This is a genomic window from Myxococcus sp. MxC21-1, from assembly GCF_032612255.1.
Taxonomy (GTDB): Bacteria; Myxococcota; Myxococcia; order Myxococcales; family Myxococcaceae; genus Myxococcus; species Myxococcus virescens.
Map to the genome: position 1 here is coordinate 3411704 of NZ_CP123278.1, position 23050 is coordinate 3434753.

At 69.6% G+C, this 23050-nt stretch carries 10 protein-coding genes and 4 pseudogenes; 11 read left to right on the forward strand and 3 right to left on the reverse strand.

Annotation, left to right across the window (positions count from 1 at the left end; genetic code table 11):
* Positions 1-49: 49 nt before the first annotated feature.
* Together QEG98_RS15750 and QEG98_RS41920 are read right to left on the reverse strand one after the other, a co-directional pair.
* Positions 50-4228: pseudogene (locus tag QEG98_RS15750) on the reverse strand (response regulator).
* 99 nt (positions 4229-4327) lie between these two features.
* Positions 4328-7682: pseudogene (locus QEG98_RS41920) on the reverse strand (glycosyltransferase).
* Positions 7683-7986: 304 nt separating this feature from the next.
* Here QEG98_RS41920 and QEG98_RS15770 point away from each other — a divergent pair.
* The 4 genes and pseudogenes from QEG98_RS15770 (at position 7987) to QEG98_RS15785 (ending at position 14023) form a co-directional block, all read left to right on the forward strand.
* Positions 7987-10215, forward strand: coding sequence for a DUF4912 domain-containing protein (locus tag QEG98_RS15770; protein WP_316567267.1), 2229 nt, complete (start codon positions 7987-7989; stop codon positions 10213-10215).
* Positions 10216-10240: 25 nt separating this feature from the next.
* On the forward strand, positions 10241-11830 hold the full coding sequence (locus tag QEG98_RS15775) for a glycoside hydrolase family 57 protein (protein WP_090492877.1): 1590 nt from the start codon (positions 10241-10243) through the stop codon (positions 11828-11830).
* Between the two features lie 97 nt (positions 11831-11927).
* Positions 11928-13408, forward strand: a pseudogene (locus QEG98_RS15780) (trypsin-like peptidase domain-containing protein).
* A 9-nt stretch (positions 13409-13417) separates the two neighbouring features.
* Positions 13418-14023 carry an SGNH/GDSL hydrolase family protein gene (locus QEG98_RS15785; RefSeq protein ID WP_316567268.1) on the forward strand — a complete coding sequence of 202 codons (606 nt, stop codon included), beginning with the start codon at positions 13418-13420 and terminating at the stop codon, positions 14021-14023.
* Positions 14024-14027: 4 nt separating this feature from the next.
* Here QEG98_RS15785 and QEG98_RS15790 read toward each other — a convergent pair whose 3' ends face one another.
* Positions 14028-15965 carry a sensor domain-containing diguanylate cyclase gene (locus tag QEG98_RS15790; protein WP_090492880.1) on the reverse strand — a complete coding sequence of 646 codons (1938 nt, stop codon included), beginning with the start codon at positions 15963-15965 and terminating at the stop codon, positions 14028-14030.
* A 178-nt stretch (positions 15966-16143) separates the two neighbouring features.
* Here QEG98_RS15790 and pgeF point away from each other — a divergent pair, with 178 nt between their 5' ends.
* The 7 genes and pseudogenes from pgeF (at position 16144) to topA (ending at position 22923) form a co-directional block, all read left to right on the forward strand.
* A complete protein-coding gene (gene pgeF / locus QEG98_RS15795; RefSeq protein ID WP_316567269.1) occupies positions 16144-16905 on the forward strand; it encodes a peptidoglycan editing factor PgeF in 762 nt (253 codons plus the stop codon).
* Positions 16906-16988: 83 nt separating this feature from the next.
* Positions 16989-17849, forward strand: coding sequence for a tetratricopeptide repeat protein (locus QEG98_RS15800; RefSeq protein WP_090492882.1), 861 nt, complete (start codon positions 16989-16991; stop codon positions 17847-17849).
* A gap of 26 nt (positions 17850-17875) precedes the next feature.
* Positions 17876-19081, forward strand: a complete 1206-nt coding sequence (locus QEG98_RS15805) for a LysM peptidoglycan-binding domain-containing protein (protein WP_316567270.1) — start codon at positions 17876-17878, stop codon at positions 19079-19081.
* A 140-nt stretch (positions 19082-19221) separates the two neighbouring features.
* Complete coding sequence (locus tag QEG98_RS15810; protein ID WP_316567271.1) at positions 19222-19485, forward strand: hypothetical protein; 264 nt, start codon at positions 19222-19224, stop codon at positions 19483-19485.
* Positions 19482-20020, forward strand: a pseudogene (locus tag QEG98_RS15815) (DNA-processing protein DprA); the annotation flags it as partial. The gene QEG98_RS15810 and the pseudogene QEG98_RS15815, both read left to right, overlap by 4 nt.
* Before the next feature lie 177 nt (positions 20021-20197).
* Positions 20198-20341, forward strand: coding sequence for a hypothetical protein (locus QEG98_RS15820; protein ID WP_225909975.1), 144 nt, complete (start codon positions 20198-20200; stop codon positions 20339-20341).
* A gap of 11 nt (positions 20342-20352) precedes the next feature.
* Complete coding sequence (topA, locus tag QEG98_RS15825) at positions 20353-22923, forward strand: type I DNA topoisomerase (RefSeq protein WP_316567272.1); 2571 nt, start codon at positions 20353-20355, stop codon at positions 22921-22923.
* The last annotated feature ends 127 nt before the right edge of the window (positions 22924-23050 follow it).

Genomic DNA, 23050 nt, shown 5'->3' on the forward strand with positions numbered 1-23050 from the left:
GAGGCCGAGGCCGTCGGGATTCCGGCGGGGTGCCGGAATCCCGGCGCCGTTACTTGTCCAGCTCGTCCACCAGGGCCGTCCAGTCGTCGTCTTCCTTGGCCGTGGGCAACTGGATGACCAGGGTCCGGTCGGTGGGCTCGGACTCCTCACTCAGCGCCGCCGGCGGGGCGGGAGCCGGGGCAGGGGCCTTCTTCGCGGCGGCCTGGGCCGCAGGCTTGGCGGCCGGCTTCTTCGCCGGGGCCTGGGCCGCAGGGGCGGGCGCGATGACCTGGTTGAGCTGCGTCCTCACGGCCAGCTCGTCGTCCTCGGCCGCCGCGGGCTTGGCGGCGGCCTTGGCCGGGGTGGCCGTGGTGGCGGACTTGCTCTTGTAGCGGGCCAGCTCCAACTCGGCGACCTTGAGGGCCTTGCTCTTCTCCTGCACGGACTGCTGCAGGCGGGCGACCTCCTGCGCCTTGATGGCGTCGCGACGCTCCAGCTCCGCCTTCTGCTTGGCGGCGAGGTCTTCCTGCTCCTTGGCGTGCCGCGCCTCCAGGTCCTTGCGCTCCTTCTGCGCGGCGGCCGGCGGGTGGAGGCCTCGTGGGCCTTGCTCTCGGCGGCGGCCACCTTGGCGTTGAGTTCCTTCTCCGCGCGGGACCGGCGCCCTGCGCGTTCTCCACCGCCAGCTCCAGGTCCTGGATCTTCTTCGCTCGCGCGCTCAGCTGGCCCTGCAGGTCCTTGGCCCTGGCGTCGGCCTCGGTGGCCTGCGTCTGGGCGTCCTGCGCGAACTGGGCGATGCGCTGTTCGGCCTTGGCCAGCTTTGCGGCCAGTTCGTCCGCCGCGCGCTTGGCGTCGGCACGTTCCTGGTTCGCCTGCTGGGCCTGTTGCTGGAGCCGGGCCTCGGCCTGCTGGAGCTGGCCCGCGAGGCCGTCCCGCTCGGCGGTGAGCTTCTGCTGGGCGGCGGCCGCGGCGCGCAGCTGGTCCTCGCGGCCCGCCAGCACCTTGCGGCCCTGTTCGAGCTGCTCGTTGAGACCGGCAATCTGCTGCCCCAGGCCCTCGGCCTGACGGCGGGCCTCGGTGGCCTGCGTCTGGAGCTTGGCCTCCAGGGCCTTGAGCTGCTCGGTGCGGGTGGCGACCTCGCGGTTGAGCACCTCCGCCTGACGCATCTTCTCCTGCGTCACGTGGGTGAGCTTGCGGAGTGTGTCCGACAGCTCGGTGCCCTTCTGCGTCAGGTCGTTCTGGAGGAGCTCCTCGCGGCGCTGCGACTCCTCGGTGAGCGTGTGCAGCCGCTCTTCGAGGTGGGCCCGGGTGTTCTCCGTCTGCGCCAGCGTGGCGGTGAGCTGCGTCAGCTCGGCGACGCGTGTGCCCAGCTCGTGCTTGGTGAGGGTGAGGTGCTCGCCCAGGTCCTCGCCATGGGCACGCGCCTCGGCCAGCTGGCCTTCCAGCGCGGTCTGGGTGCTCGCGGCGGCCTTCCGGCTCTCCTGGTGCGCGTGCTGCTCGCGCGCCAGTGCGTCGCGGGTGGCGGCGAGCTGGCTGTGGGTCTGCTCCAGCGTCTGACTGGTGGCCTCCAGCTCGGAGCGGAGTCCGTCACGCTCACTGGTGAGGTCACCGATGTGCGCGCTCGTCTCCGCGGCAAGCTTCTCGTGCGCGGCCCGCTCGGCCTCGTAGTTGCCCTGCGTCTCGGACAGCTCGCTGCGGAGCTGGCCAATCTGGCCGGTGAGGTCCTGCTCCAGCGCGTTCTTCGCGGCGCCCAGGTCCGCCAGCTCCGCGATGCGCTGGTCGCGCTCGCGGGTGGTGTGCGCCAGCGTGTCGCTGGTCTCCTGGAGCGCGCCGCGCGTGTCCTCCAGCGCCGCATGCGTCTGCTGGAGCGTCTGGGTGGTGGCCTCCAGCTCGCCGCGCGTCTCCGCCAGCGTGCCTTCGGTGCTGGCGAGCGTGTTCTGCGTGTCGGCGAGCTGCTGCTCCGTCTGCGCCAGCGTCTGCTGTGTCTGGGCCAGTGTCTGGCTGGTGGCATCCAGCTCGCCACGCGTCTCCGCGAGCGCGCCTTCCGTGTCGGAGAGGGTCTGCTGCGTCTGCGCCAGCGTCTGGCTGGTGGCGTCCAGCTCGCCGCGCGTCTCCGCCAGCGTGCCTTCGGTGCTGGCGAGCGTGTTCTGCGTGTCGGCGAGCTGCTGCTCCGTCTGTGCCAGCGTCTGCTGCGTCTGGGCCAGCGTCTGGCTGGTGGCGTCCAGGTCTCCGCTCAGCTCGGAGATGCGCTGGTCGCGCGCGGCAACGTCCCCTTGCAGGGATTCGATGGTGGACTCCCGCTGGGAGACGGTGTCCTCCAACTGGGCCACGCGCGCGGAGAGCTGTTCGCCGGTCCGCTGCGAGTCATCGAGCTGCCGCTGCGTCTCCTCGAGCTGCGAGGTGAGCGCTTGAATCTGGCCGGTGAGGTCCGCTTCGAGCTCGGCCTTGGCGGAGCGCAGCTCCTCCAACTGACGGGAGAGGTCCGCCTCCAGCGCGTCCTTCGCCTGGGAGAGGGACTGGAGCCGGTCGTTGAGGTCCGTCTCCAGCTCGTCCTTGGCCTGTCCCAGCGCCTGGAGCTCCGCGGTCAGCTCATTCTCGCGGTCCTCCAGGTGCGTCTTGACAGCCTCGACTTCGCCTTCGAGCTCGCCGATGCGCTCCAGCTGCTGCTGGATGTTGGCGTTGAGCTCCGCCTCGGTGTGCTCGTTCCGAGCGATGGTCTCCGACAGCTCGCGCTCGAGCGTGCCGAGCTTCGCGTCACGCTCCTCGATGCGCTGGGTGAGCTCGGCCTCCTGGGCGTCCTTGTCCAGCCGGAGCTGGTCGCGCTCGCCCGTGGTTCGCGCGAGGTCCGCCTCCAGGTCCGCGACCTGCTGGCTGAGCTTCGCCTCCAGCGCATCGCGCTCGGCGTTGAGCCGGTGGATTTCCGCGTCAGCCTGGGTGCCGTGCTCCTCGGCACGGGCAGCGCGGGCTTCCAGGCCGCGCACGGTGGTGTCGCGCTCCTGCTCGGTCTGCTGCAGCCGCTCCTGGAGGGCCTGGATTTCACCGTCCAGCTCGGCGAAGCGCTGGTCACGCTCGCTGATGGTGCGGTTCAGCTCGGCCTCGAAGTCGTCACCGCGCTTCGTCAGCCGCGCGATTTCGCCTTCATTCGCGAGGATGGTGTCCTGGAGCTTCTGCTCCTTGACCTCGAACTCGAGCGTGACGACGCCGAGGTGCTTCTCCAGCTTGTCGTACTCGTTGCGGCCGTGCTCCAGCTCGCCGGCTCGGCGGCTCAGCTCCTCCTCGGCGCGGGAGACTTCCCGGCGCAGGAGGTTGATGTCCTTCTCCTTGGAGGCGACGACCTCGATGAGGTCCTTCTCCGCGGAGAACTTCTGGAGGAGCAGGTCATCGACGGTGGCGCCGTGCTCGCGCTCCTTCTGGATGGTCGCCTGCTGGGCCTCGTTGAAGCGGCGCAGCAGGTCGTCCACCTGCATCTTCAGGCCCTGCAACTCCACGTCCTTCTCGTGGATGCGGTCCTCGCCGGAGAGCAACTCGCGCTCGCGCACGTTCCAGATTTCGGAGAGGCGGGCGAGCTGGGCCTCGCGCGTCTTCAGCTCGTCGCGGAGGATCTGGATCTTGCCCTCGGGCGTGCCCATCAGCTCGCGCCGCGGTGGCGGACGCTTGAGCTGGCGGGACTCGGCGAGCAGCTCCGCCTTGCGGTCCGCGATGGACTGGAACGTGCGGTCGAGGAACGCGCGGTCCTCTTCCGTCATCGCGCTGCGGCGCTCGCGCTTGGGCAGCTTTGGCGGGCCCCCGCGGCGGCCTTGAGCGACGGAGGCATGGGCGGCGGTGCTTCGCGCGTCCCGTTCAGCGCGGCATCCAGCGACGCGCCGGTGTCATCCGTGCCCGGCGGCACGATGCCGTGGCTCAGGGCGGCCAGCTCGCCCATCTCGAACGGGATGGCGAGGTAGCCGTCCGCGGCCTGTGGCGTCTGACGATGCTGCGCCAGGCCATCCACGCCACTCTCGGAGGAGAGCAGCAGGACCTTGAGGTTCTGACCCCACTTGCCCTTCTTGATGTTGCCGCAGAGGACGAAGCCGGACTGATCCTTCAGCTCCGCGCGGAGGACGACCAGGTCTGGCCGGCGCTTCTCCAGCTCACGCTGCGCGTCAGCCGCCGTCTCAGCCAAGGCTGTCTGGTAGCCCGCGCCCTTGAGCACGGTGGCCATGCTGAGCGCAAAATCATGCTCGCTTTCGACGATGAGGACCCGACGCTCCATGAAGCCCTTTGTCCCGGAAAAAGTGCTGTGAAAACCGGAACATCCTAGCGGGCGCTTGTGACCCTTGGAAAGTTTCCAGGAGTAGCTCGGTTGCCAGCCTCACGAGCTCTTGCCGCGGACGACGACTTCCGAACGGACTGAGGGGGCCGGGTGGGCGGGGTTCGTGGGCTCGTCGCGACCGGGGAACGTCGTCGGGGGCGTGTGTCGGTCGAAGCGGATTCCGTCGGGGGGGCAGTACCCGTGCGCGAGCTGGGCGAACCACGGGTTCAGCGTCGAGGGAACGGGCTCCGGGGCGGGGCCTTCGTCGTGTGGCTCGGGGGCCACGTCGGCGTCGGCTTCCTCCAGGTCGTCGTCCGATTCGATGAGCTGCGCTGCACTGGTGGCGGAAATCTCCGCTTCCTCCACCTCGTCGCTGCTGATTTCGTCCGGCTCTTCGGGTTGGGGCCGCGCGCGGGAGTGGCTGTCGTCGTCCCCCTCGTCGATGGACTGGGCTTCGTCCTCGGAGATTTCCTCGGGCTCTTCGTCCTCGCCGCCGGGGACCGAGGCCGAGGCCTTGAACGCCTGCGGGCTGACGGGTTCGAGCCGGGGGGGCCGTCCACGGACTGGAGCCGGGGCGGACGCTGAAGGGGAACGGGCGGGGCGCTGCCGCGCGCGGAGGCAGGGCGGGGGCTGGGCGGATTCCGGCGGCGAGGTGCTCGGGTGGAGGGTCGGCGGCGGGCGCTCCGGTGTGCTCACGGACGCGCCTCCTCGGATGGGAGGCAGGCGCTCTGCTTCGGAGGCACCCGGGCGGGAGATGGGCGGCGGCCGTTCCGTGTTCGTGGACCGCTGCTGTGGCGTCAGTGCCGTCATCCGTCCGACGGGCGTCTCCATTCGAGCGGAGATGCTCCGGCTCGACAGCGAGGAGGGCGCGGGGACGATGGGTGTAGGGGTGGGGTACTCTTCCGGCCGGCTTGAGGAGTCGGTTCCCCGGCTGCTGGATGCGCGCGTGGGGAGGAGCTCCTGGAGCAGCTCGGTGGGCACGCGGATGATGGGCGTCGGCGCGGGTGGTTCGTCCCGCTGGCGGTCGTAGGGCGAGCGCACCACCGGCGTGTGCGAGGGGGCTCGTAGCGCGCTTCGATGACGGGGCTGCGGACGACCGGGGTCGGCGCGGGGGCTTCATCTGAGTCCCCGCAGCTTCGCTGGTGCCCGAGTCCGTCCGGTTCAGCGCGGCGGGCGCCTTGATGATGGGCGTCGCTGATGAGGTTTCACAGGAATCCGCACCCACCGGCGAAGGAGACCGGCCCGGGGGTGGGGGGACCCTGACGACGGGCGTCGTCGCCGAGGCCTCGTTGGCGTCCGTGCTCGCCGGGGATGAAAGGCGGCTCGATGAGGCGGCGCTTCCCTTGGCGGACATCGCTGTCGCCGAGGCTTCGTCAGTGTCGCTGCTGACGGAGAACGGCGGCCGGCCTGGAGGTGGCGGGACCTTGACGATGGGCGTTGCCCCCGAGGCTTCGCTGCCGTCGTCACCCTGCACCGAAGGCAGCCGACTTGACGACGATGGCGCCTTGACGATGGGCGTTGCCCCCGAGGCTTCGCTGCCGTCGTCACCCTGCACCGAAGGCAGCCGACTTGACGACGATGGCGCCTTGACGATCGGCGTTGCCCCCGAGGCTCCGCTGCCGTCGTCACTCAGCACCGAAGGCAGCCGACCTGACGACGACGGCGCCTTGACGATGGGCGTTGCCCCCGAGGCTTCGCTGCTGTCGCCACTCTGCACGGCGGAGAACCGGCCCGAAAAGGAGGGCGCTTTCACGACGGGCGTCGTCGCCGCGTGCTCGCTCGTACCGTCGCTCACCGATGAAGAGGCCTGCGCTGACGGAGCCGGCGCCTTGACGATGGGCGTCGGCGACGGGGGTTCGTCCGCGTCTTCGACCTCCGTTGCCTGAACGATGGGAAGCGCGCTTTCGGAATCGTCGTCGTCGCTCGCGTCGTGCGCGGAACCTTCCGGCGTCGCGTCGTTGCCGGGCACGCTGGACGCGGAGGCCTCGCTCTCGCGGACCGTGGTGGTCGCTGCATCGGCGGCCGCTGCGGAGCGCTCTCGCAGCGGCGCGCCCATCACCACGGGCGGCTCGATGGGATTCGTCTCGAGTTCCGTCTTGATGAGGCGCGTGTCGAGCCCTCATCGAGCACCTGCCCCATGACCAGCGGCAGGTCTTCGCGCGCACGCCCCGCGGCAGGCGCGTCCTTGTCCTTTCGAGGCTCCGGCGCCTTCTTGGAGACTGGTGCCGCCGTGGGGGCGGGCTCGGGAGGCAGCAGCGCCGCCAGCCGGTTCGTGGGCGTTCCCGTCACCGTGGTGGGCGCGGGCAGGTTGTCCTCGCTCGTGGTGGAGACGGGCTCCGACCGCTTCTCCAGCAGCGAGTCATACAGGTCCAGGAGCTTGCCGCGGATGAGCCCTGCATCGAGCGCTGCCTCCGCGTGTGCCCGAGCCACCTGGCCCAGCTCCATCCGGCGCTTCACGTCGCGCGCCAGCTCGATGATGCGGTCGGCCAAGGCCTGGCTGTCGCCCGGAGGAAGAAGACGCCCGCGCCAGCCGGGATGAGCTCCCGCGTCACGGGCAGGTCCGCCGCGATGATGGGGCGGCCCGCGGCGCAGTACTCCGAAACCTTCGCCAGCGGCCCGCCCTGAACGCGATTGCGCTCCACATCATCCATGGGCAGCACGCCCACGTCCGCGAGCGCGAGCACCTTGGCCAGGTCGTCGTGGTGCACCGGGGTTGGAACTCCACCCGGTCGCCCAGTCCCAGCTCCTTCACCAGGTCATCCAGGTGCGGCTGCCAGTCCGCGTGGCGCGCGCCCACCACCGTGAGGCGCACCTCTTCCTTCCGGGCCGCCACCTCCACCGCGCGCAGCAGCGTGGACAGGCCCTGCCACCCCACCTGGCTGCCCAGGTACATCATCCGGAGCGGTTCGCCGTCCGGGGCGCCCAGCACCTCGGGCGTGAAGGGCTGGAGGTCCACCGGCGCGGGAAGCACCCGGACCTGCTCCTCACTGGCGCCGAGCGACTGGATGTACGCGCGCGTCGTCTCCGAGCCGGTGACGACGAGGTCCGCGTTCATCAGGCAGAACAGCTCCTGCCTGCGAATCTTCGACAGGAAGCGCCGGTCCCCCTCCGTCTGTGGGTGGGTGTACCGCAGCTCCTGCGAGGGGAACGTCTGGGCCTCGTAGATGAGCCGGTACCCGTAGTCTCCCTTCAGCTCGCACAATGCGTATCCGCCGAAGGGGTCCGTGAAGTGGGCGAGCGCGTAGTCCTCGCTTTCGAGCTGCCGGCGCACGGCCCGCTCGAAGGCCTGGATGCGCGAAGCGAGGTCCCCCGAGCCTACCGGGACGCGCAGCAGCCGGGCGCCCTGGTACTTCTCGATGTGGGAGTGGTCAGGCGTCTTCGCCGACAGCACCACCACGGAGAAGCGGTCCGGCAACGCCTTCAAGTATTCGGTCAAACGCCGGGATGAACCCGACGGACCGGGGATGACGTCGAAACTGCACAGGAGCAGTCTGGGCAGGTCGCTCAAGCGTGGGCAGGATACCTAGCCGCCCCCTGAGTGTCATCGGGTGATGAAACGAGAAAGGGGGTCGGGCGAAGAACACATGTAATGCTGGCACGTTGACCCTCTACGACCAGCGACCTAAAGGCCGGCTTTGCCTATGGAAGACCTCAAGAGCGTGACGGTCAGCTACCTCAGGGAGTTGGCACGGAAGCACCTGGGGAGCGGCTACAGTCGTATGAAAAAAGAGGAGCTGCTCGCAGCCCTGGCCGCCTATGTCCCCGCCCTGGCGAAGCTCGCCCGGTTGGCGGGCATCCGAGTGCTTCCCAAGCGCTCGGCCGCGAAACCCGCTGCATCGCCTGCCCGGGCCCCCGCCGCCAGGAAGGCCAAGGCGCCCACCCCTGACGCCGCGAAGGCGCCTCGGACGTCGAGGACTCCGGCCGCCGCGAAGCCCAAGGCCGACGGCGCGCAAGACCAGGGCAGGGTATCCGCGCCCAAGCGGGTGGCCGCCAAGCGGGCCTCCGAGAAGCCCGGGAGCAAGCCGACGGTCAAGCCCGCGAAGGTGGTCACGTTCCCGCCCAAGCCCCGAGTGGAACGGCCGCGTGAGCCGGTGACGCCCGTCATGCCTTCCGTCACGAGGCCGCTCGTTCCCGCGCCGGAACCGGTGCCGCGGCCCGTCACACGGCCCGCGCCCGTGCAAAAGCCCGCGGAGCCCGTGGAGGAGGGCTTCTTCGTGGCGCGCGTGGCTGGCGAGGAGGAGGCGCGCAGCCACCATCTGGTGGAGCGCGCGCCGGTTTCGCCGCCGCCCCCCGTGGATGCCGAGGGATTGGGTGAGCTGCCGGAGGGGTATCAGGACGACGCCGTCCTCCTGTTGCCCAGGGACCCGCACACGCTCTTCGTGTCCTGGGACTTCAGCCTGGGGGCCCTGCTGCGGGCGCAGGATGCGCTGGAGGCGCCGCGTACCGTGCTTCGTGTGTTCGGTGATGAACAGATGGAGCGGGAGTTGGACTTCGCGGTGGAGGCTCGCGGCTTCTACATCCAAGGGTTGCCGTCGGGGCGGACGTATCGCGTGGAGGCGCACTTCGTCGGTCGTGATGGGCGGAGCTGCCGCATCGGTGCTTCGAGCAACCGCGTGACGTTGCCTCCCGCGGGTGTCTCCACGGATTTGACGGTGCGTTTCCTTCGGGTTCCTCCGCTCGAGGCGGCGCTGCCCGCGGCGGTCGTGGAAGCGTCGCCGCCGGAAGAGGAGCGCGAGTACGTGTCGTGGCGCCGGGTGAACCTGCCGGGCAGTGGTGGCGTGCTGGATGTGCCGGAAGTCCACAGGGAGCGTCGTGGCAGGGACATGACGGAGGCGCACCTGGAGGGCCCCGCGCGAGCGCCGGGCGCTTCGGACCAGCGGTACGTGGAGTCGGTGGAACGCGTGCCTGGGGCTTCGGACCAACGGTACGTGGACTCGGTGGGGCGAGCGGCGGGGGCTTCGGACCAGCGCTATTTGTCGGTCGCGGCGCTGCGGAATGCGCGCGAGGTGCGTGGACCCGTGACTGCTCCCGTGTCGCACTACCTGGAGACCCTGGGCCGTGCACCGGGGGCTTCGGATATGCGCTATGCGGAAGGGGACGCTCACGAGGCGGGGAGGGGGCAAGGGCCCCGTACGTATCTGAATGTGAAGGGCGTCCCGGGCGCATCGGACCTGCGCTACGCGGAAGGCGGCGCGGCACGCCAGGCAGGCCGTGACACGTCACCGCACCGCTACCTGGACGTGAAGGGCATCCCGGGAGCATCGGACCTGCGCTACGCGGAAGGCGGTGCGACTCGCTCGCCGGTCAGCGGCGCTTCGCCTTATCGCTATCTGGATGTGCAGGGCATTCCGGGAGCGTCGGACCTCCGCTATGCGGAAGGTGCGGCGACTTCGCATCAGCATCACCTGGACGTAAGCAGCATTCCGGGAGCGTCGGACCTGCGCTATCTGGAGTCATCTCCGCAGCGGGCAGGCGCCTCGGATCGTCGTTACCTGGATGCCCCGGAACGGGCGTCGGGTGCATCGGATCGTCGCCACCTGGATTCCCCTCCGCAGGGGACAGGCGCCTCGGGTCGACGCTTCCTCGGTGCTCCGACTCAACCGTCGGGCGCTGCCGATACGTCGGCACGCACAGAAACCGGAACCATCGCGAAGGATGCTCACGGCGCCGGTACTCTTTCCCCCTCGGTCGAGGAGAACCCGCGCTCCTTCGAGGCTCCGCCACGTTCATCCGGCGCCACGGTTTCGGGCAGCGACGCCCGGGCGCAGGGAGAGGCCGACGCGGAGGAGGACCACCGCTACTTCGAAGTGCCGCGGTCCCGTCTGGAAGGCGCGGCGCAGCGCCGCACGGCGTCTCCTTCCTCCTTCGAGGCCCGCGAGGGCCACGCCACCCACGACGCGGCGGAGCCGCCTCCCCGGAAGCCGCCTTCGGACGACGACCGCTCCTGAACCCGCACGGAGACATTGAACGACCATGAGTCTGGGCTCCCTCGCGCTGGTGCTCCACGCGCACCTTCCCTTCGTTCGGCACCCCGAGCATGAGGACTTCCTCGAGGAGGACTGGCTCTACGAGGCCATCTCCGAGACGTACCTCCCGCTGCTCCAGGTCTTCGACGGACTGGCGGAGGACGGCGTCCCGTTCCGCCTGGCGATGACGCTGTCTCCAACGCTCGTCTCCATGCTGCGCGACGAGCTGCTGATGAGCCGCTACGCACGGCGGCTGGACCTGCTCTGCGAACTGGGCGCGCGAGAGGTGCATCGGACGCGAGACGACGCCACCTTCGGCCCCATTGCCCGCTTCTACCGGGACCACTTCGAGTCCCTGCGCCGCGCGTTCCATGACCGCTACAAGCGCGACCTCGTCGCCGCGTTCCGGCGGCTCCAGGACGCGGGCTACCTGGACATCCTCACCTGCAACGCGACACACGGTTTCCTGCCGTTGATGCAGCAGGTGCCCGAAGCCGTCCGCGCCCAGGTGACGGTGGCCGCGAACCACTACCGCCAGCACTTCGGCAGGGACCCCGCCGGCATCTGGCTCGCCGAGTGCGGCTACTACCCGGGCCTGGAGCGCCTGCTGGCCAGCGAGCGCATTCGTTACTTCTTCGTCGACACGCACGGCCTGACGGACGCCGTGCCCCGGCCCCTGCATGGCCCCTACGCACCCGTCTTCACCGAGGCGGGCGTCGCCGCGTATGCCCGAGACCCGGAGAGCAGCCAGCAGGTGTGGAGCACCGAGCACGGCTACCCGGGCGACCCGGACTACCGCGAGTTCTACCGGGACATCGGCTGGGACCTGGACCTGGACTACATCCGCCCGTTCATCCAGCCCACCGGCGAGCGCAAGAACACCGGCTTCAAATACTTCCGCATCACCGGGAAGACGAACGAGAAGCGCCCGTATGATCCGCTCGCCGCGCGTGAGCGGGCCTCGGTGCATGCGGGCAACTTCCTCTTCAACCGCCAACGGCAGATTGAAGACCTGGCCTCGCGCCTGGGCGGCAGGGCGCCGGTGGTCGTCGCGCCCTATGACGCCGAGCTCTTCGGCCACTGGTGGTTCGAGGGGCCCCAGTTCCTCGACTTCCTCATCCGCAAGGTCGCGTATGACCAGAAGACGTTCCGGCTGGTGACGCCGTTGGATGACCTGCGGGAGCACCCGGAGAATCAGGTGGCGACGCCGCCGCTGTCCTCGTGGGGCGCGGGCGGTTACGCCAACATGTGGCTCGACGGCAGCAATGATTGGATCTACCGCCACCTCAACCACTGCGCGAAGCAGATGGTGGCGCTGGCGCGGGACTTCCCGGATGCCGGTGAGCTGCAACGTCGCGCGCTCAATCAGGCGGCCAGGGAGCTGCTGCTCGCCCAGTCCTCCGACTGGGCCTTCATCATGAAGACGGGCACCATGGTGGAGTACGCCCAGCGCCGCACGCGCGAGCACATCCTGCGCTTCCAGCGCCTGCACGAGCAGCTGCGCGGCGGCAGTCTGGACGAGGGCTGGCTCTCTCTCGTGGAGGGGCGGGACAACCTCTATCCAGAGCTGGACTACCGCCTCTATCTGCCTGCCTGAGGCCAGGGGGGAGCAGGGTGGGGTGATGTGTCCTCCTGTCGCCACGTCAGACGGTTTGGCTTGCGGGGCAGGTTTTCGGCTTTAGCTTGGTCTGCATATGAACCGTTCGACCGTCTCGTTCCGGAAGGCGCTCGTCGCCGCGCTCCTGGTCGCGTTGCCCCCGCTGCTGCTGTCTCGCAGGCGCCAAAGTCGCCGCCCGCGGCCACCCAGCCGGGCGCCGGGAACGTCCTCCAGCCCGCGACACGGGAGGCCCAGGCGCTTCCGTCGCTGGCGCCGCTGGTGGAGTCGGTGAAGTCGGCGGTGGTCAACGTGGACGTGCAGGCCCGAGGGGGCGGCGTTCCGCGTGGGATGGAGGACAACCCGCTCTTCGAGCGCTTCTTCGGTGGAGGCCGCGAGGGCGGCAGTCAGCGCCGCGAGCCGCTGCGCCAAGGGGCAGGGTCCGGCTTCATCATCGACCCGAAGGGCGTCGTCCTCACCAACAACCACGTGGTGGAGGATGCCGTCAGCATCACCATCCGCCTGGATGACGGACGCAGCTTCAGCGGCGAAGTGGTGGGGCGTGACCCGCTCACGGACGTGGCGCTCGTGCGGCTCAAGGAGAAGGTGGAGAACCTGCCCACCGTGAAGCTGGGCGACTCGGATGCGCTGCGCGTGGGTGACTGGGTGGTGGCCATTGGCAACCCCTTCGGTCTGGCCTCCAGCGTCAGCCTGGGCATCGTCTCCGCGCGGGCGCGTGAGATTGGCGCCAGCCAGTACGACGAGTTCCTCCAGACGGACGCGGCCATCAACCCGGGCAACTCGGGCGGCCCGCTCTTCAACATGAAGGGCGAAGTGGTGGGCATCAACACCGCCATCGTCGGCGGTGGCTCCGGCATCGGCTTCGCGGTGCCCAGCAATCTCATCGGTTCACTGCTGCCGCAGTTGGAGAAGGAAGGCTCCGTCACGCGCGCATGGCTGGGCGTGGGCATCCAGGACTTGACGCGGGACCTGGCCAGCGCGCTCAAGCTCTCCGTGAATCAAGGCGCCATCCTCACGCAGGTGATGCCGTCTTCTCCCGCGGCGAAGGCGGGCCTGAAGCAGGATGACGTCGTCACCGCCATCGACGGCCGGACCGTCACCTCCAGCGGCGAGCTGACGCGCACCGTGGCGCTCAAGCGTCCCGGAAGCACCTCCACGTTGACGCTCTACCGCGACGGCAAGAAGCAGGACGTGAAGGTGACGCTCGGCACGCGGCCGGACCTGGAGGGCGTGGCCTCGGCGAAGCAGCGGCCGGAGGACCAGCAGGAGAGCTCCCGGCGCGTGGGCGTCAGCCTCCAGAACCTGGATGCGCGCACCGCGCAGCAGGCCGGCTTCACGGACAGCAGCGGCGCGCTCATCACCGACGTGGTGCCCGGCTCGCCCGCGGACCGCGCGCAGTTGGAGCCCGGCATGGTCGTCATCGAGGCCAACCGCAAGAAGGTGGAGAACGCGGACGCCCTGGCCCGCATCATCAAGGGCGCCGCGTCCGGGAGCACCTTGCTGCTGCGCGTGACGGCACCGGGCGGGGCTCGCAACCTGCGCGCCCTGCGGGTGCCGTGAGTCCGGAGCGTGGGAGCGGCGGATGAGCGTCAACTACGTCGCGCTTGGAGACAGCACGGCCGTGGGCGTGGGGGCGGCGCGAGGAGGGGCTATCCCGAGCGCCTCGCCTCCCGGCTGCGCGCTGCTGGCCTGCCCGTGGGCCTCACCAACCTGGGGCAGAGCGGCGCGCGCATCCGCGACGTCTTCACGGGACAGGTGAAGCGCGCCGTGGCCGCGCAGCCCACACTGGTGACGCTGGGCATCGGGACGAATGACCTCTGGCGCGGCACGCCCGTGGAGGACTTCCAGGACGACCTGGACCGCATCGCGCGAAGGTTGAAGCAGACCGGGGCGCCGCTGGTGGTGGTGAACCTCGCGGACCTGGCGCTGGCCCCGGTGGCGCGGCTGGTGCCCGCGGCGCTGTACGAAGGCCGCATCGAGCCCTTCAACGCCGCCATCGCGGAGGTGGCCCGGGTGCATGGCATGCACCACGTGGACCTCTTCGTGGCGAGCAAGGACATGATTCCCAGGAGCCCCCACTTCTTCTCGGACGACGGCTTCCATCCGTCGGCCGATGGCTATGAGGAGTGGGCGGACCTGCTGCTGCCCACGGCGCAGACGCTCGTGAGCCGCTGAGCGCCTACGCCTTGGCCACGCCACCCGGAGGCTTGGGGGCGGCAGTCACGGCGGGAGGCTCGGCCGTGGGCGTGTGCGGGCCCCGCTCGCGGCCCGGGTGCAGCTCCATGCCGGCCTCGTACTGGGTGGTGCGGTTCCGGCCGGTGCGCTTGCTGAAATAGAGCGCCGCGTCCGCGCAGTCCACCAGCTCTTCCTGGGCGGAGGCGTCGGAGGGGAAGTGCGACGCGCCAATGGACACCGTGACGTGGTTGCCCGGCAGGCCCGGCTGGACCAGCTCCACGGATTCCGCCACGGCGCGGCGCAGCTTCTCCGCGACCTCCATGGCCTCCGCTTTGTTCGTCTGGGGCAGGAGGATGACGAACTCCTCGCCGCCGTAGCGCGCCAGCGTGTCCACCTTGCGCACGCGCAGCCGCAGCACGTCGCACACCCGGCGCAGCGTCTCGTCACCCACGCGGTGGCCGGCCAGGTCGTTGATGCGCTTGAAGTGGTCCACGTCCACCATGAGCAGCGCCAGCGGGGTGCCGAAGCGGTTCGAACGCGCCAGCTCCAGCTCCATGCGCTGGAAGAGGTGGCGGCGGTTGGGCACGCCGGTGAGCGGGTCCGTCATGGTGAGCTTCACCGTCTCCGCGTGCAGCCGGGCGTTCTTCACCGCCGTGGCCACCACGTCCGCCACCGCGTTGAGCAGCTCGATTTCCTCCGCGGAGAAGCTGGCCACCTCGGGGCGCTGGAAGTTCATCACGCCCAGCAGCGTCTCCATGTGCACCATGGGCGCCGCCAGCAGCGCGCCGCTGTTCAGCCCGCCCTTCACCAGGTCCGGCTTGGCGAACACGCTGGAGCGGTCCGACGTGTCCGGCAGGTACACGGACTTGCGCGTCTCCGCCGCGCGCCCGCAGGCGCCTTCGCCCAGCGCGAAGGTGAGGCCCTCCGCGCCGCGGCCCTCCGGCCAGGCGTGCTTGATTTCCAGCAGGCCCTCCGGGTTCATCAACATGATGGAGAACTCGGGGATGCGCAGCCGCTCGGTCACCAGCCGGGTGACGGCGTCCAGCAGCTCATCCAGCTCCAGCGTGGCGTTGAGCGAGCGCGCCACGTCGAAGAGCAGCGACAGCTCCTTGAGGCGGTCCTCCAGCTCGTCCTTGAGGGCCAGCTTCTCCTTCACCAGCTCCAGGTCGCGGTGGGTGTCGATCTCCTCCGCCTTCATGGAGGTGAGCCGCGCCAGCATCTGGTTGAAGGCCGCGCCCAGCTGCGCGAGCTCGTCGGTGCCTCGCGCCTCCGCGCGCACCAGCAGGTCGCCCGCCTCCGCGCGCCGCATGGCCACGCTCAGCTTGCGCAGCGGGCGGGTGAGGACGAAGTGCAGCGCCAGCCCGGTGATGAGCGCCAGCAGCACCACGAACAGGCCCATGGAGCCGAGCGCCGCGCCGAACACGGACGACAGCTGCTGGTGCAGCGCCGGCTCCGCCATGCGCAGCTGCAGGATGCTGGCGCCCGGCACGTCGCCGGAGGTGTGGCAGCCGGCGCACTCGGGCCCGCCGAGGGGACGGATGACCTCCGTCATCTGCGCCACCGAGCGCGCCCGCTCCGGGCCAGGGGCCGTCAGCCGCGCGGCCTCCGGGTGCGTCGTGCCTTCTTCACCCGAGCGGCGGGACCAGAGGATGCGCCCATCCGGCGTCAGCACCCGGACGTCCTCCACCGAGCGGAAGAGCCGGGTGTCGGAGCGCATCACCTCCGTCACCGCGCCATGGGCTGGAGCCCCGCGCGCCTGCGGGAGGGTGAAGGTGGATGCGACGAACTCCGCCAGCGCCAGCGACTCCACCTGGGTGGCGTCCTGGACCGCGACCCGCGCCTCACGCCAGAAGTGGCCGACGCCCAGCAGCGCCACGAGCAACCCGGGCAGGGCGATGCTCCACAGCAGCTTGCGACCAACGGTGTCGGGACCCAGGGGCATACGGGTGCTCGCGGCTCTCGAGCGCGGAGTTTCGGACGGGTTTCACGGAGTTGGGACGGTCCATGAATTGTCAGGTGGCTGACGCTACCTGTCAAACGAAGCGGTGAAATCATCCTACGATTGCGCTGACGCTGGATCACCTCCTGGTGCATCAATCAGGTGGATTCCTGGAGATTCCATGGCGACCGAGTTTCTCACCTCCGCGCTGTTGCCGGTGCCACACGGCTTCACCACCCGCGCTGGCGGTTGTTCGGAGGGGCCCTACGCGTCACTCAACCTGGGGTTCTCCGTGGGCGACGAGCGGGCGCGCGTGGAGGAGAACCACCGCCGCCTTGCACAAGCCGCTGGCGCGCCGCTCGAAGCGCTGAGCCGCGTGTCGCAGGTGCACGGTGATCGCCTGGTGGAGGCCCGGAGCGGGGAGGGGGCCCAGGGGCTGCGCCCCACGGAGGGCGAGGCGGACGGACTGTGGACGCAGGCACCCGGAAGCTGGGTGGCGGTGGGCACGGCGGACTGCGTGCCGGTGCTGCTGGTGGACCCGGATGGCCGTAGCGTGGCGGCGGTGCACTCCGGCTGGCGGGGGACGGACGCGGACATCAGCGCGCGCGCCGTGGAGGTGCTGGTGGCGCGCGGTGCGAGGCCGGAGCGGCTGCTGGCGGCGGTGGGGCCGTCAATCCAGGTCTGTTGCTACGAGGTGTCGGAGGAGCTGGCGCAGCGCTTCAGCGCGCGCTTCGGGGATGAAGTGGTGCGGTGGGTGGAAGGCAAGCCGCGGCTGGACCTGGCCCTCGCGGTGCGTCAGACGTTGGTGGGGGCGGGGCTCAAGCGGGCCCACGTCGATGTACTACAGGCCTGTACGGCGTGTGATCCCACGCGCTTCTTCTCCCACCGGCGGGACGCGGGGCGGACGGGGCGGCACCTCAATTACGTGGTACACCGCTTCTAGCCTCCCCGTGTGGGGGCCGATTTCTTGACGCTCTCCGACGGGCCTTCCTATCCTCGGGGAGACCCCTCTGCTGAAAAAGGCCCGTGCCCGCGCGCTCCGTCATCTTCCGTCTGCTCGCCGCCGCGCCCCTGTGTGCGCTGGGCGCTTGCGCCACCACCGCTTCCTCGGAGGCGGAGGTGAGTGCGCTGCGCTCCGAACTGCGCACGCTGCGCGCGTCCCAGGAACGGCTGGTGGAGCGGGTGGCCCGGTTGGAGGCGCACGACGCCGTGTCGCGCGCGGGGGCTTCGAGTGAGAGCCCGTCAGCGCGGCCCATTCCGGTGAAGGTGGAGGCGTCCGCGCAGGAGTCGCTGGGCGCCACGCCGGAGTTGGCGGTGGTGAAGCTCAAGCCGCGCCATGAGCCCGCGCCGAAGCTGCCCACCGCCGTGGCGGTGATGGAGCCGGACGACGAGCAGATGGAGATGTTCATCAGCCCCGCGCCAGACGAAGGGTCCGGCGCGTCGGCGAGCGCCGCGTCGGCCGCGACCATGATGGCGTCGAACGAGGACGCGGGGGCGCAGCAGGACCCCGACGTGCTCGACGCGGAGTTCGACAAGGCCGTGAACATGCTGCGCACCGGCAACGTGGAGGGCGGGGTGGAGAAGCTGCGCCGCTTCGCCGATGAGAACCCGCGTCACCCGCGCGCCGACAACGCGCTCTATTTCAGCGGGTTGGGCCAGATTGGCCTCAACGAGTTCAAGGGAGCCGCGAAGACGTTCGAGCGGCTCATCGACAAGTATCCCGCCGGGGACGCCATGCTGGACGGCATGCTCCGGCTCGCCGAGTGCCGGATGCGGCTCAACCAGTCCGCGGATGCCAAGGTGCTCTACACCCGCGTCGTCACCCAGTTCCCGGGGACGGCGGCTGCTACCCAGGCGGAACAGCGGCTCGCCGCGATCCCCCAGTGATGCTTCTTTCGAAAGGACGTCCCGCGATGCGCTCCCGGATTCTCACCTCGCTGATGTTGAGCCTCGCCGTCGCGCCCACCGCGTACGCCCAGCAGGAGAACGAGGAAGAGCAGGACACGGGCGGTGAGATGGGCGGCGCCGAGGTGATGGACGAGGCGCCCGATTCCGCGCCGCCGACCTCCGTCACCCTTCCGCCCGGCGCGCCCCGGGGCCGTGAGAGCGCTCCCGGTGAGGTCCACTCCGTGGAGTCCGGTGACACGCTGTGGGACTTGTCCCAGCGTTACCTGGGCAGCCCCTGGTACTGGCCCAAGGTCTGGTCCTACAACCCGGAGATCGCCAACCCGCACTGGATCTACCCCGGCAACCAGGTGCGCTTCTTCGCCGCGGGCGAGGAGGTCCCCACCCAGGTGACGGAGATGGTGGTCGACGAGGGCGACGTGACGGCCCCCATGGAGATGACCTCCAACGACCAGGTCACCGTGACGGGCAAGATTGGCGTCGACCTGGCCAGCTCCGTCCCCGTGACGACGCAGGGCTTCGTCACCCAGCGCGAACTGGACGAGGCCGGCCGCATCGAGGGTTCGCCCTCCAACGCGGTGATGCTCTCCTTCCCGGACAGCGTCTACGTGCGCTTCAAGCGGAAGGGTGACGTGAAGGTGGGGGACCGCTACGTCGTCTACCACACCACCCAGGCCGTGAAGCACCCGGTGACCGGGCGCCAGCTGGGCTTCCTCACCGACTTCGTGGGCACCCTGCGCGTGCAGCGCGTGGGCGACGGCATCGTCACCGCGCAGATCATGGACACGTGGGACGGCATCGAGCGTGGCGACCTGGTGGGCCCCGTGGGTGAGCGTCTCACCGAGCGCGTGGCGCCGAAGCCGAACGCGAAGCAGGTGGACGGCACCGTCATCACCGCGCTGGTGCCGTACCTCACGGTGCTGGGTGAGAACCACAGCATCGTCGTGGACAAGGGCAGTGCGGACGGCGTGGAGCTGGGCAACACCTTCACCATCCTCCGCAAGGGGGACCCGTCCCGCCACGTGCTGGGCCACGACGTGCGCAAGCCGTCCAAGGAGGAGCAGTCCTTCCCCTGGCGGAACATCGGCGCGTGCATGGTGACCGAGGTCAAGGAGCGGACCTCCAACTGCCTCATGACCCGCTCCCTGGAGGAGCTGGTCCCCGGCGACCGCGCCCACATGGCCGCGGGCTCGTCGCCCTCGGCCAGCCGCTGAGCGGCGCGGCAGGAAAAATGCAATGGGCCCCTCGGATGGAGGGGCTGAGTCCTTGACCGGTGGCGGTCCGGTGTTTATGTGTCGCGCCCCTCCCAGCGGCCCCACCTTCTATATAGGTGGGTATCGAGCGGGGGACGGGTATGGCGGACGCTGAGACGGACATCCTCACGGCGGAGCAGCAGGCATGCCTCGCGCTCTGGGCCGTTCCCGGCCTGGGGCCGAGGACGCTGGTCGCCCTGCGCGCGTTCGCGGACGGAAGCCTCGCGCCGCTCGCCGCGACTCCGGTGCGAGACTGGGTGTCCCAGGCGCCGGTTTCCTCACAGGTTCGTCGCAAGCTGGCCTCCGTAGAGCACCGGCGCCGGTGGCGTGGCGGGTGTGGGAAGCCTGCCGGGCGTCCGGCATGAAGGTGGCGTTCCAGGGGCAGGCGGCCTATCCAGAGCGGCTGGCGGAGGTGGAGGATGCGCCGCCGGTGCTCTTCTACCGGGGTGTGCCGGGGCTGCCGCGGCGCCGGCTGGCCATGGTAGGCAGCCGTCATCCGGATCAGGGCTTCCTGCCGTTCGCGCGGCGCTTCGCCCGGCAGGTGGCGGCGTCGGGGGTGGGGGTGGTGTCAGGGGCGGCGGCGGGGGTGGACCGGGCCTGTCACTGGGGCGCGCTGGATGAGGGGGAGAGACGTGGGCCTTCCTGGGGTCCGCCCTGGATGCACTCGACACGGCGCAAGCCCGCCTGCTTCCTCATTTCCTGGACCGAGGGGGCGTGTTCTTCAGCGAGCTGCCTCCCGGCGTCCGGGCGAGCACCACGACGTTTCCCCGGCGCAACCGGCTCATCTCCGGGGCATCCGACGCAGTCTTGGTGCTGAGGGCGGGGAAGGATTCGGGGAGCCTGTACACGGCGGAGGCGGGGCGGGCGCAGGGGCGGCCGGTGTTCGCGATGCCCGGTGACGTACGCCAGGAGGAGGCGGCCGGCTGCAACGCATTGCTGCGGGACGGGGAGGCGGCGGTTTGCCTGGGCCCGGATGATGTGTGGAGGGTGCTGAAAGTCGATCCTCTGGCGGCGGTTCCTCCTGGGACGATGGGCTCATGGGAGGACCTCTCCGCGGAAGCGAAGGGGGCCTTCGCGATGTTGGACCGGGTTCCCCGGAGCTTCGACGAGGTGCTGGTCGGCAGCACCTTCTCACCGGCGGCGCTCGCCAGCGCGCTGGTGGAGTTGGAATTGACGGGACTGGTCATCCAGCACCCCGGAAGGCTGTACGAGAGAATCTAGGTAGGAGAGTCATGGCCACGCGGACGAAGAAGAAGGTGGAAGAGACTGAGGCGGCCGAGGAGAAGGCGCCCGCCAAGAAGGCCGCCGCCAAGAAGGCCGCCAAGAAGAAGCCTGCGGCCAAGAAGAAGACCGCCGCCAAGAAGACGGCGGCCCGCCGCCGCACCAAGAAGGGCGACGAGGACGAACTCCCCACCGTGGAAGCAGACGCGGAGGAGGAGGTCACGCCCCGTGGCAAGGGCCCGCACTACCTGGTCGTCGTGGAGTCCCCCGCCAAGGCGAAGACCATCAAGAAGTACCTGGGCTCCGGCTACACGGTGAAGGCCTCCGTGGGCCACGTGAAGGATTTGCCCAAGAGCAAGATGGGCGTCGACGTGGAGCACGACTTCCAGCCCGAGTACACGGTCATCAAGGGCAAGGAGAAGGTCCTCAACGAGCTCAAGAAGATGGCGAAGTCGGCCGACCGCGTCTTCCTGGCCACGGACCCCGACCGCGAGGGCGAGGCCATTGCGTGGCACATCAAGGAGGAGCTGGCGCATCCCGACGCGCTCCGGGTGACCTTCAACGAAATCACCAAGAAGGCCATCCAGGAAGCCATCGCGCAGCCGCGCCAGCTCAACCAGGACAACTACGATTCGCAGCAGACGCGCCGCATCCTCGACCGGCTGGTGGGGTATCAAATCTCCCCGCTGCTCTGGAAGAAGGTGCGCCGTGGCCTGTCCGCCGGCCGCGTGCAGTCCGTGGCGGTGCGCCTCATCGTGGAGCGCGAGGACGAAATCAAGGCCTTCGTTCCCGTGGAGTACTGGACGCTGGACGCGCTGCTGGAGGGCCCCTCCGGCCCGCCGCCGTTCAAGGCCAAGCTGTCCAAGGTGGACGGCAAGAAGGTGGAGCTGAAGGACCGCGCCATCACCGAGGGCCTGGTCGCCGAGCTCCAGACGGCCAGCTTCTCGGTGGCCAAGGTGGACCGCCGTGAGCGCCGCCGCAACGCGCCCGCGCCGTTCATCACCTCCAAGCTCCAGCAGGAGGCGGCCAACCGGCTGTCCTTCACCGCGAAGAAGACGATGACGCTGGCGCAGCGCCTCTACGAAGGCGTGCCGCTGGGTGACGAAGGCCAGACGGCGCTCATCACGTACATGCGTACGGACTCCACCCGTCTGTCCGACGACGCGGTGAAGCAGGTGCGCGAGTTCATCGACGGCAAGTACGGCAAGGACTTCCTGCCCGACGAGCCCATGGTGTACCGCACCAAGAAGAGCGCCCAGGACGCGCACGAGGCCATCCGGCCCACGTCGCTGGAGTACCCGCCGGAGCGGGTGAAGCCCTTCTTCGAGGCGATGGGCGAGGAGGACATGTACCGCCTCTACGAGCTCATCTGGAACCGCTTCGTCGCGTGTCAGATGAAGCCCGCCGTCTATGACCAGACCAGCGCGGACATCGCCGCGGGCCGGGCCACCTTCCGCGCCTCCGGCAGCACGCTGAAGTTCGCCGGCTACCTGGCGGTCTACGGTGCCGGCCTGACGCCGGAGGAAGAGGCGGAGAAGGAGAAGGCCAAGGCCGCCGGCGACGAGAACGCCGAGGGCGCCGACGCCGTGGGCGAATTGCCGGTGCTCAACGACGGAGACGCGCTGAACCTCCAGAAGCTGCTCCACGAGCAGCACTTCACCCAGCCGCCCCCGCGCTTCAGCGAGGCCACGCTGGTGAAGGAGCTGGAAGAGCGCGGCATCGGCCGCCCGTCCACCTACGCCGCCATTCTCTCCACCATCCAGGACAAGAAGTACGTGGAGAAGCTGGAGGGCCGCTTCCGGCCCACGGACCTGGGGAACATGACCAACGAGATGCTGGTCAAGCACTTCCCCCACGAGCTGGACGTCACCTTCACGGCGACGATGGAGGAGAAGCTCGACCAGATCTCCGAGGGCGGCGCCAACTGGAAGTCCGTGCTGCACGACTTCTACGGGCCCTTCAAGGAGACGCTCGAGAAGGCCGAAGCGGAGATGCGCGACGTCAAGCGGGAGGAGATCAAGACGGACATCCCCTGCGAGAAGTGCGGCAACCTCTTCGTCATCAAGTTCGGGAAGATGGGGCACTTCCTCGCGTGCTCGAACTACCCGGACTGCAAGAACACGAAGGACTTCAAGCGGGACGCCGAGGGCAAGATCGTCATGGTGGAGGAGGAGACCACCGACGAGGTGTGCGAGAAGTGCACCAAGCCCATGGTCATCAAGCGGGGCCGCTTCGGGCGCTTCCTGGCCTGTTCCGGCTACCCGGACTGCAAGACGTCCAAGCCCATCTCCATTGGCGTGGCGTGCCCGGAGTGCAAGGAGGGCTACCTGACGGAGCGCCGCAGCGGCCGCGGAAAGATCTTCTTCGGTTGCAACCGCTACCCGGATTGCAAGTTCGCCGCCTGGGACCGGCCGCTGGCCGAGCCGTGTCCCACCTGCGCGTCCCCCTACCTGCTCCAGAAGTTCTCCAAGCGGGACGGCCCGTACGTGGCGTGCCCCAACAAGGAGTGCGACTACCGGCGCGAAATCACCGAGCAGCCCGGGGGCCCGGGTGGGTCACCCGAAGCCTCCTCGGCTGCTTGAAAGCCCAGTAGTTACATGGGCATGGCCCGCCCTCGGCTTGACAGCCTTGGCGGGCCCGCCCTAGAAGTCCAGGCTGCTCCCTCCCCGGGAACGTCGAACGGGTGCCCGCCGCCGGATGGGCGCGCCC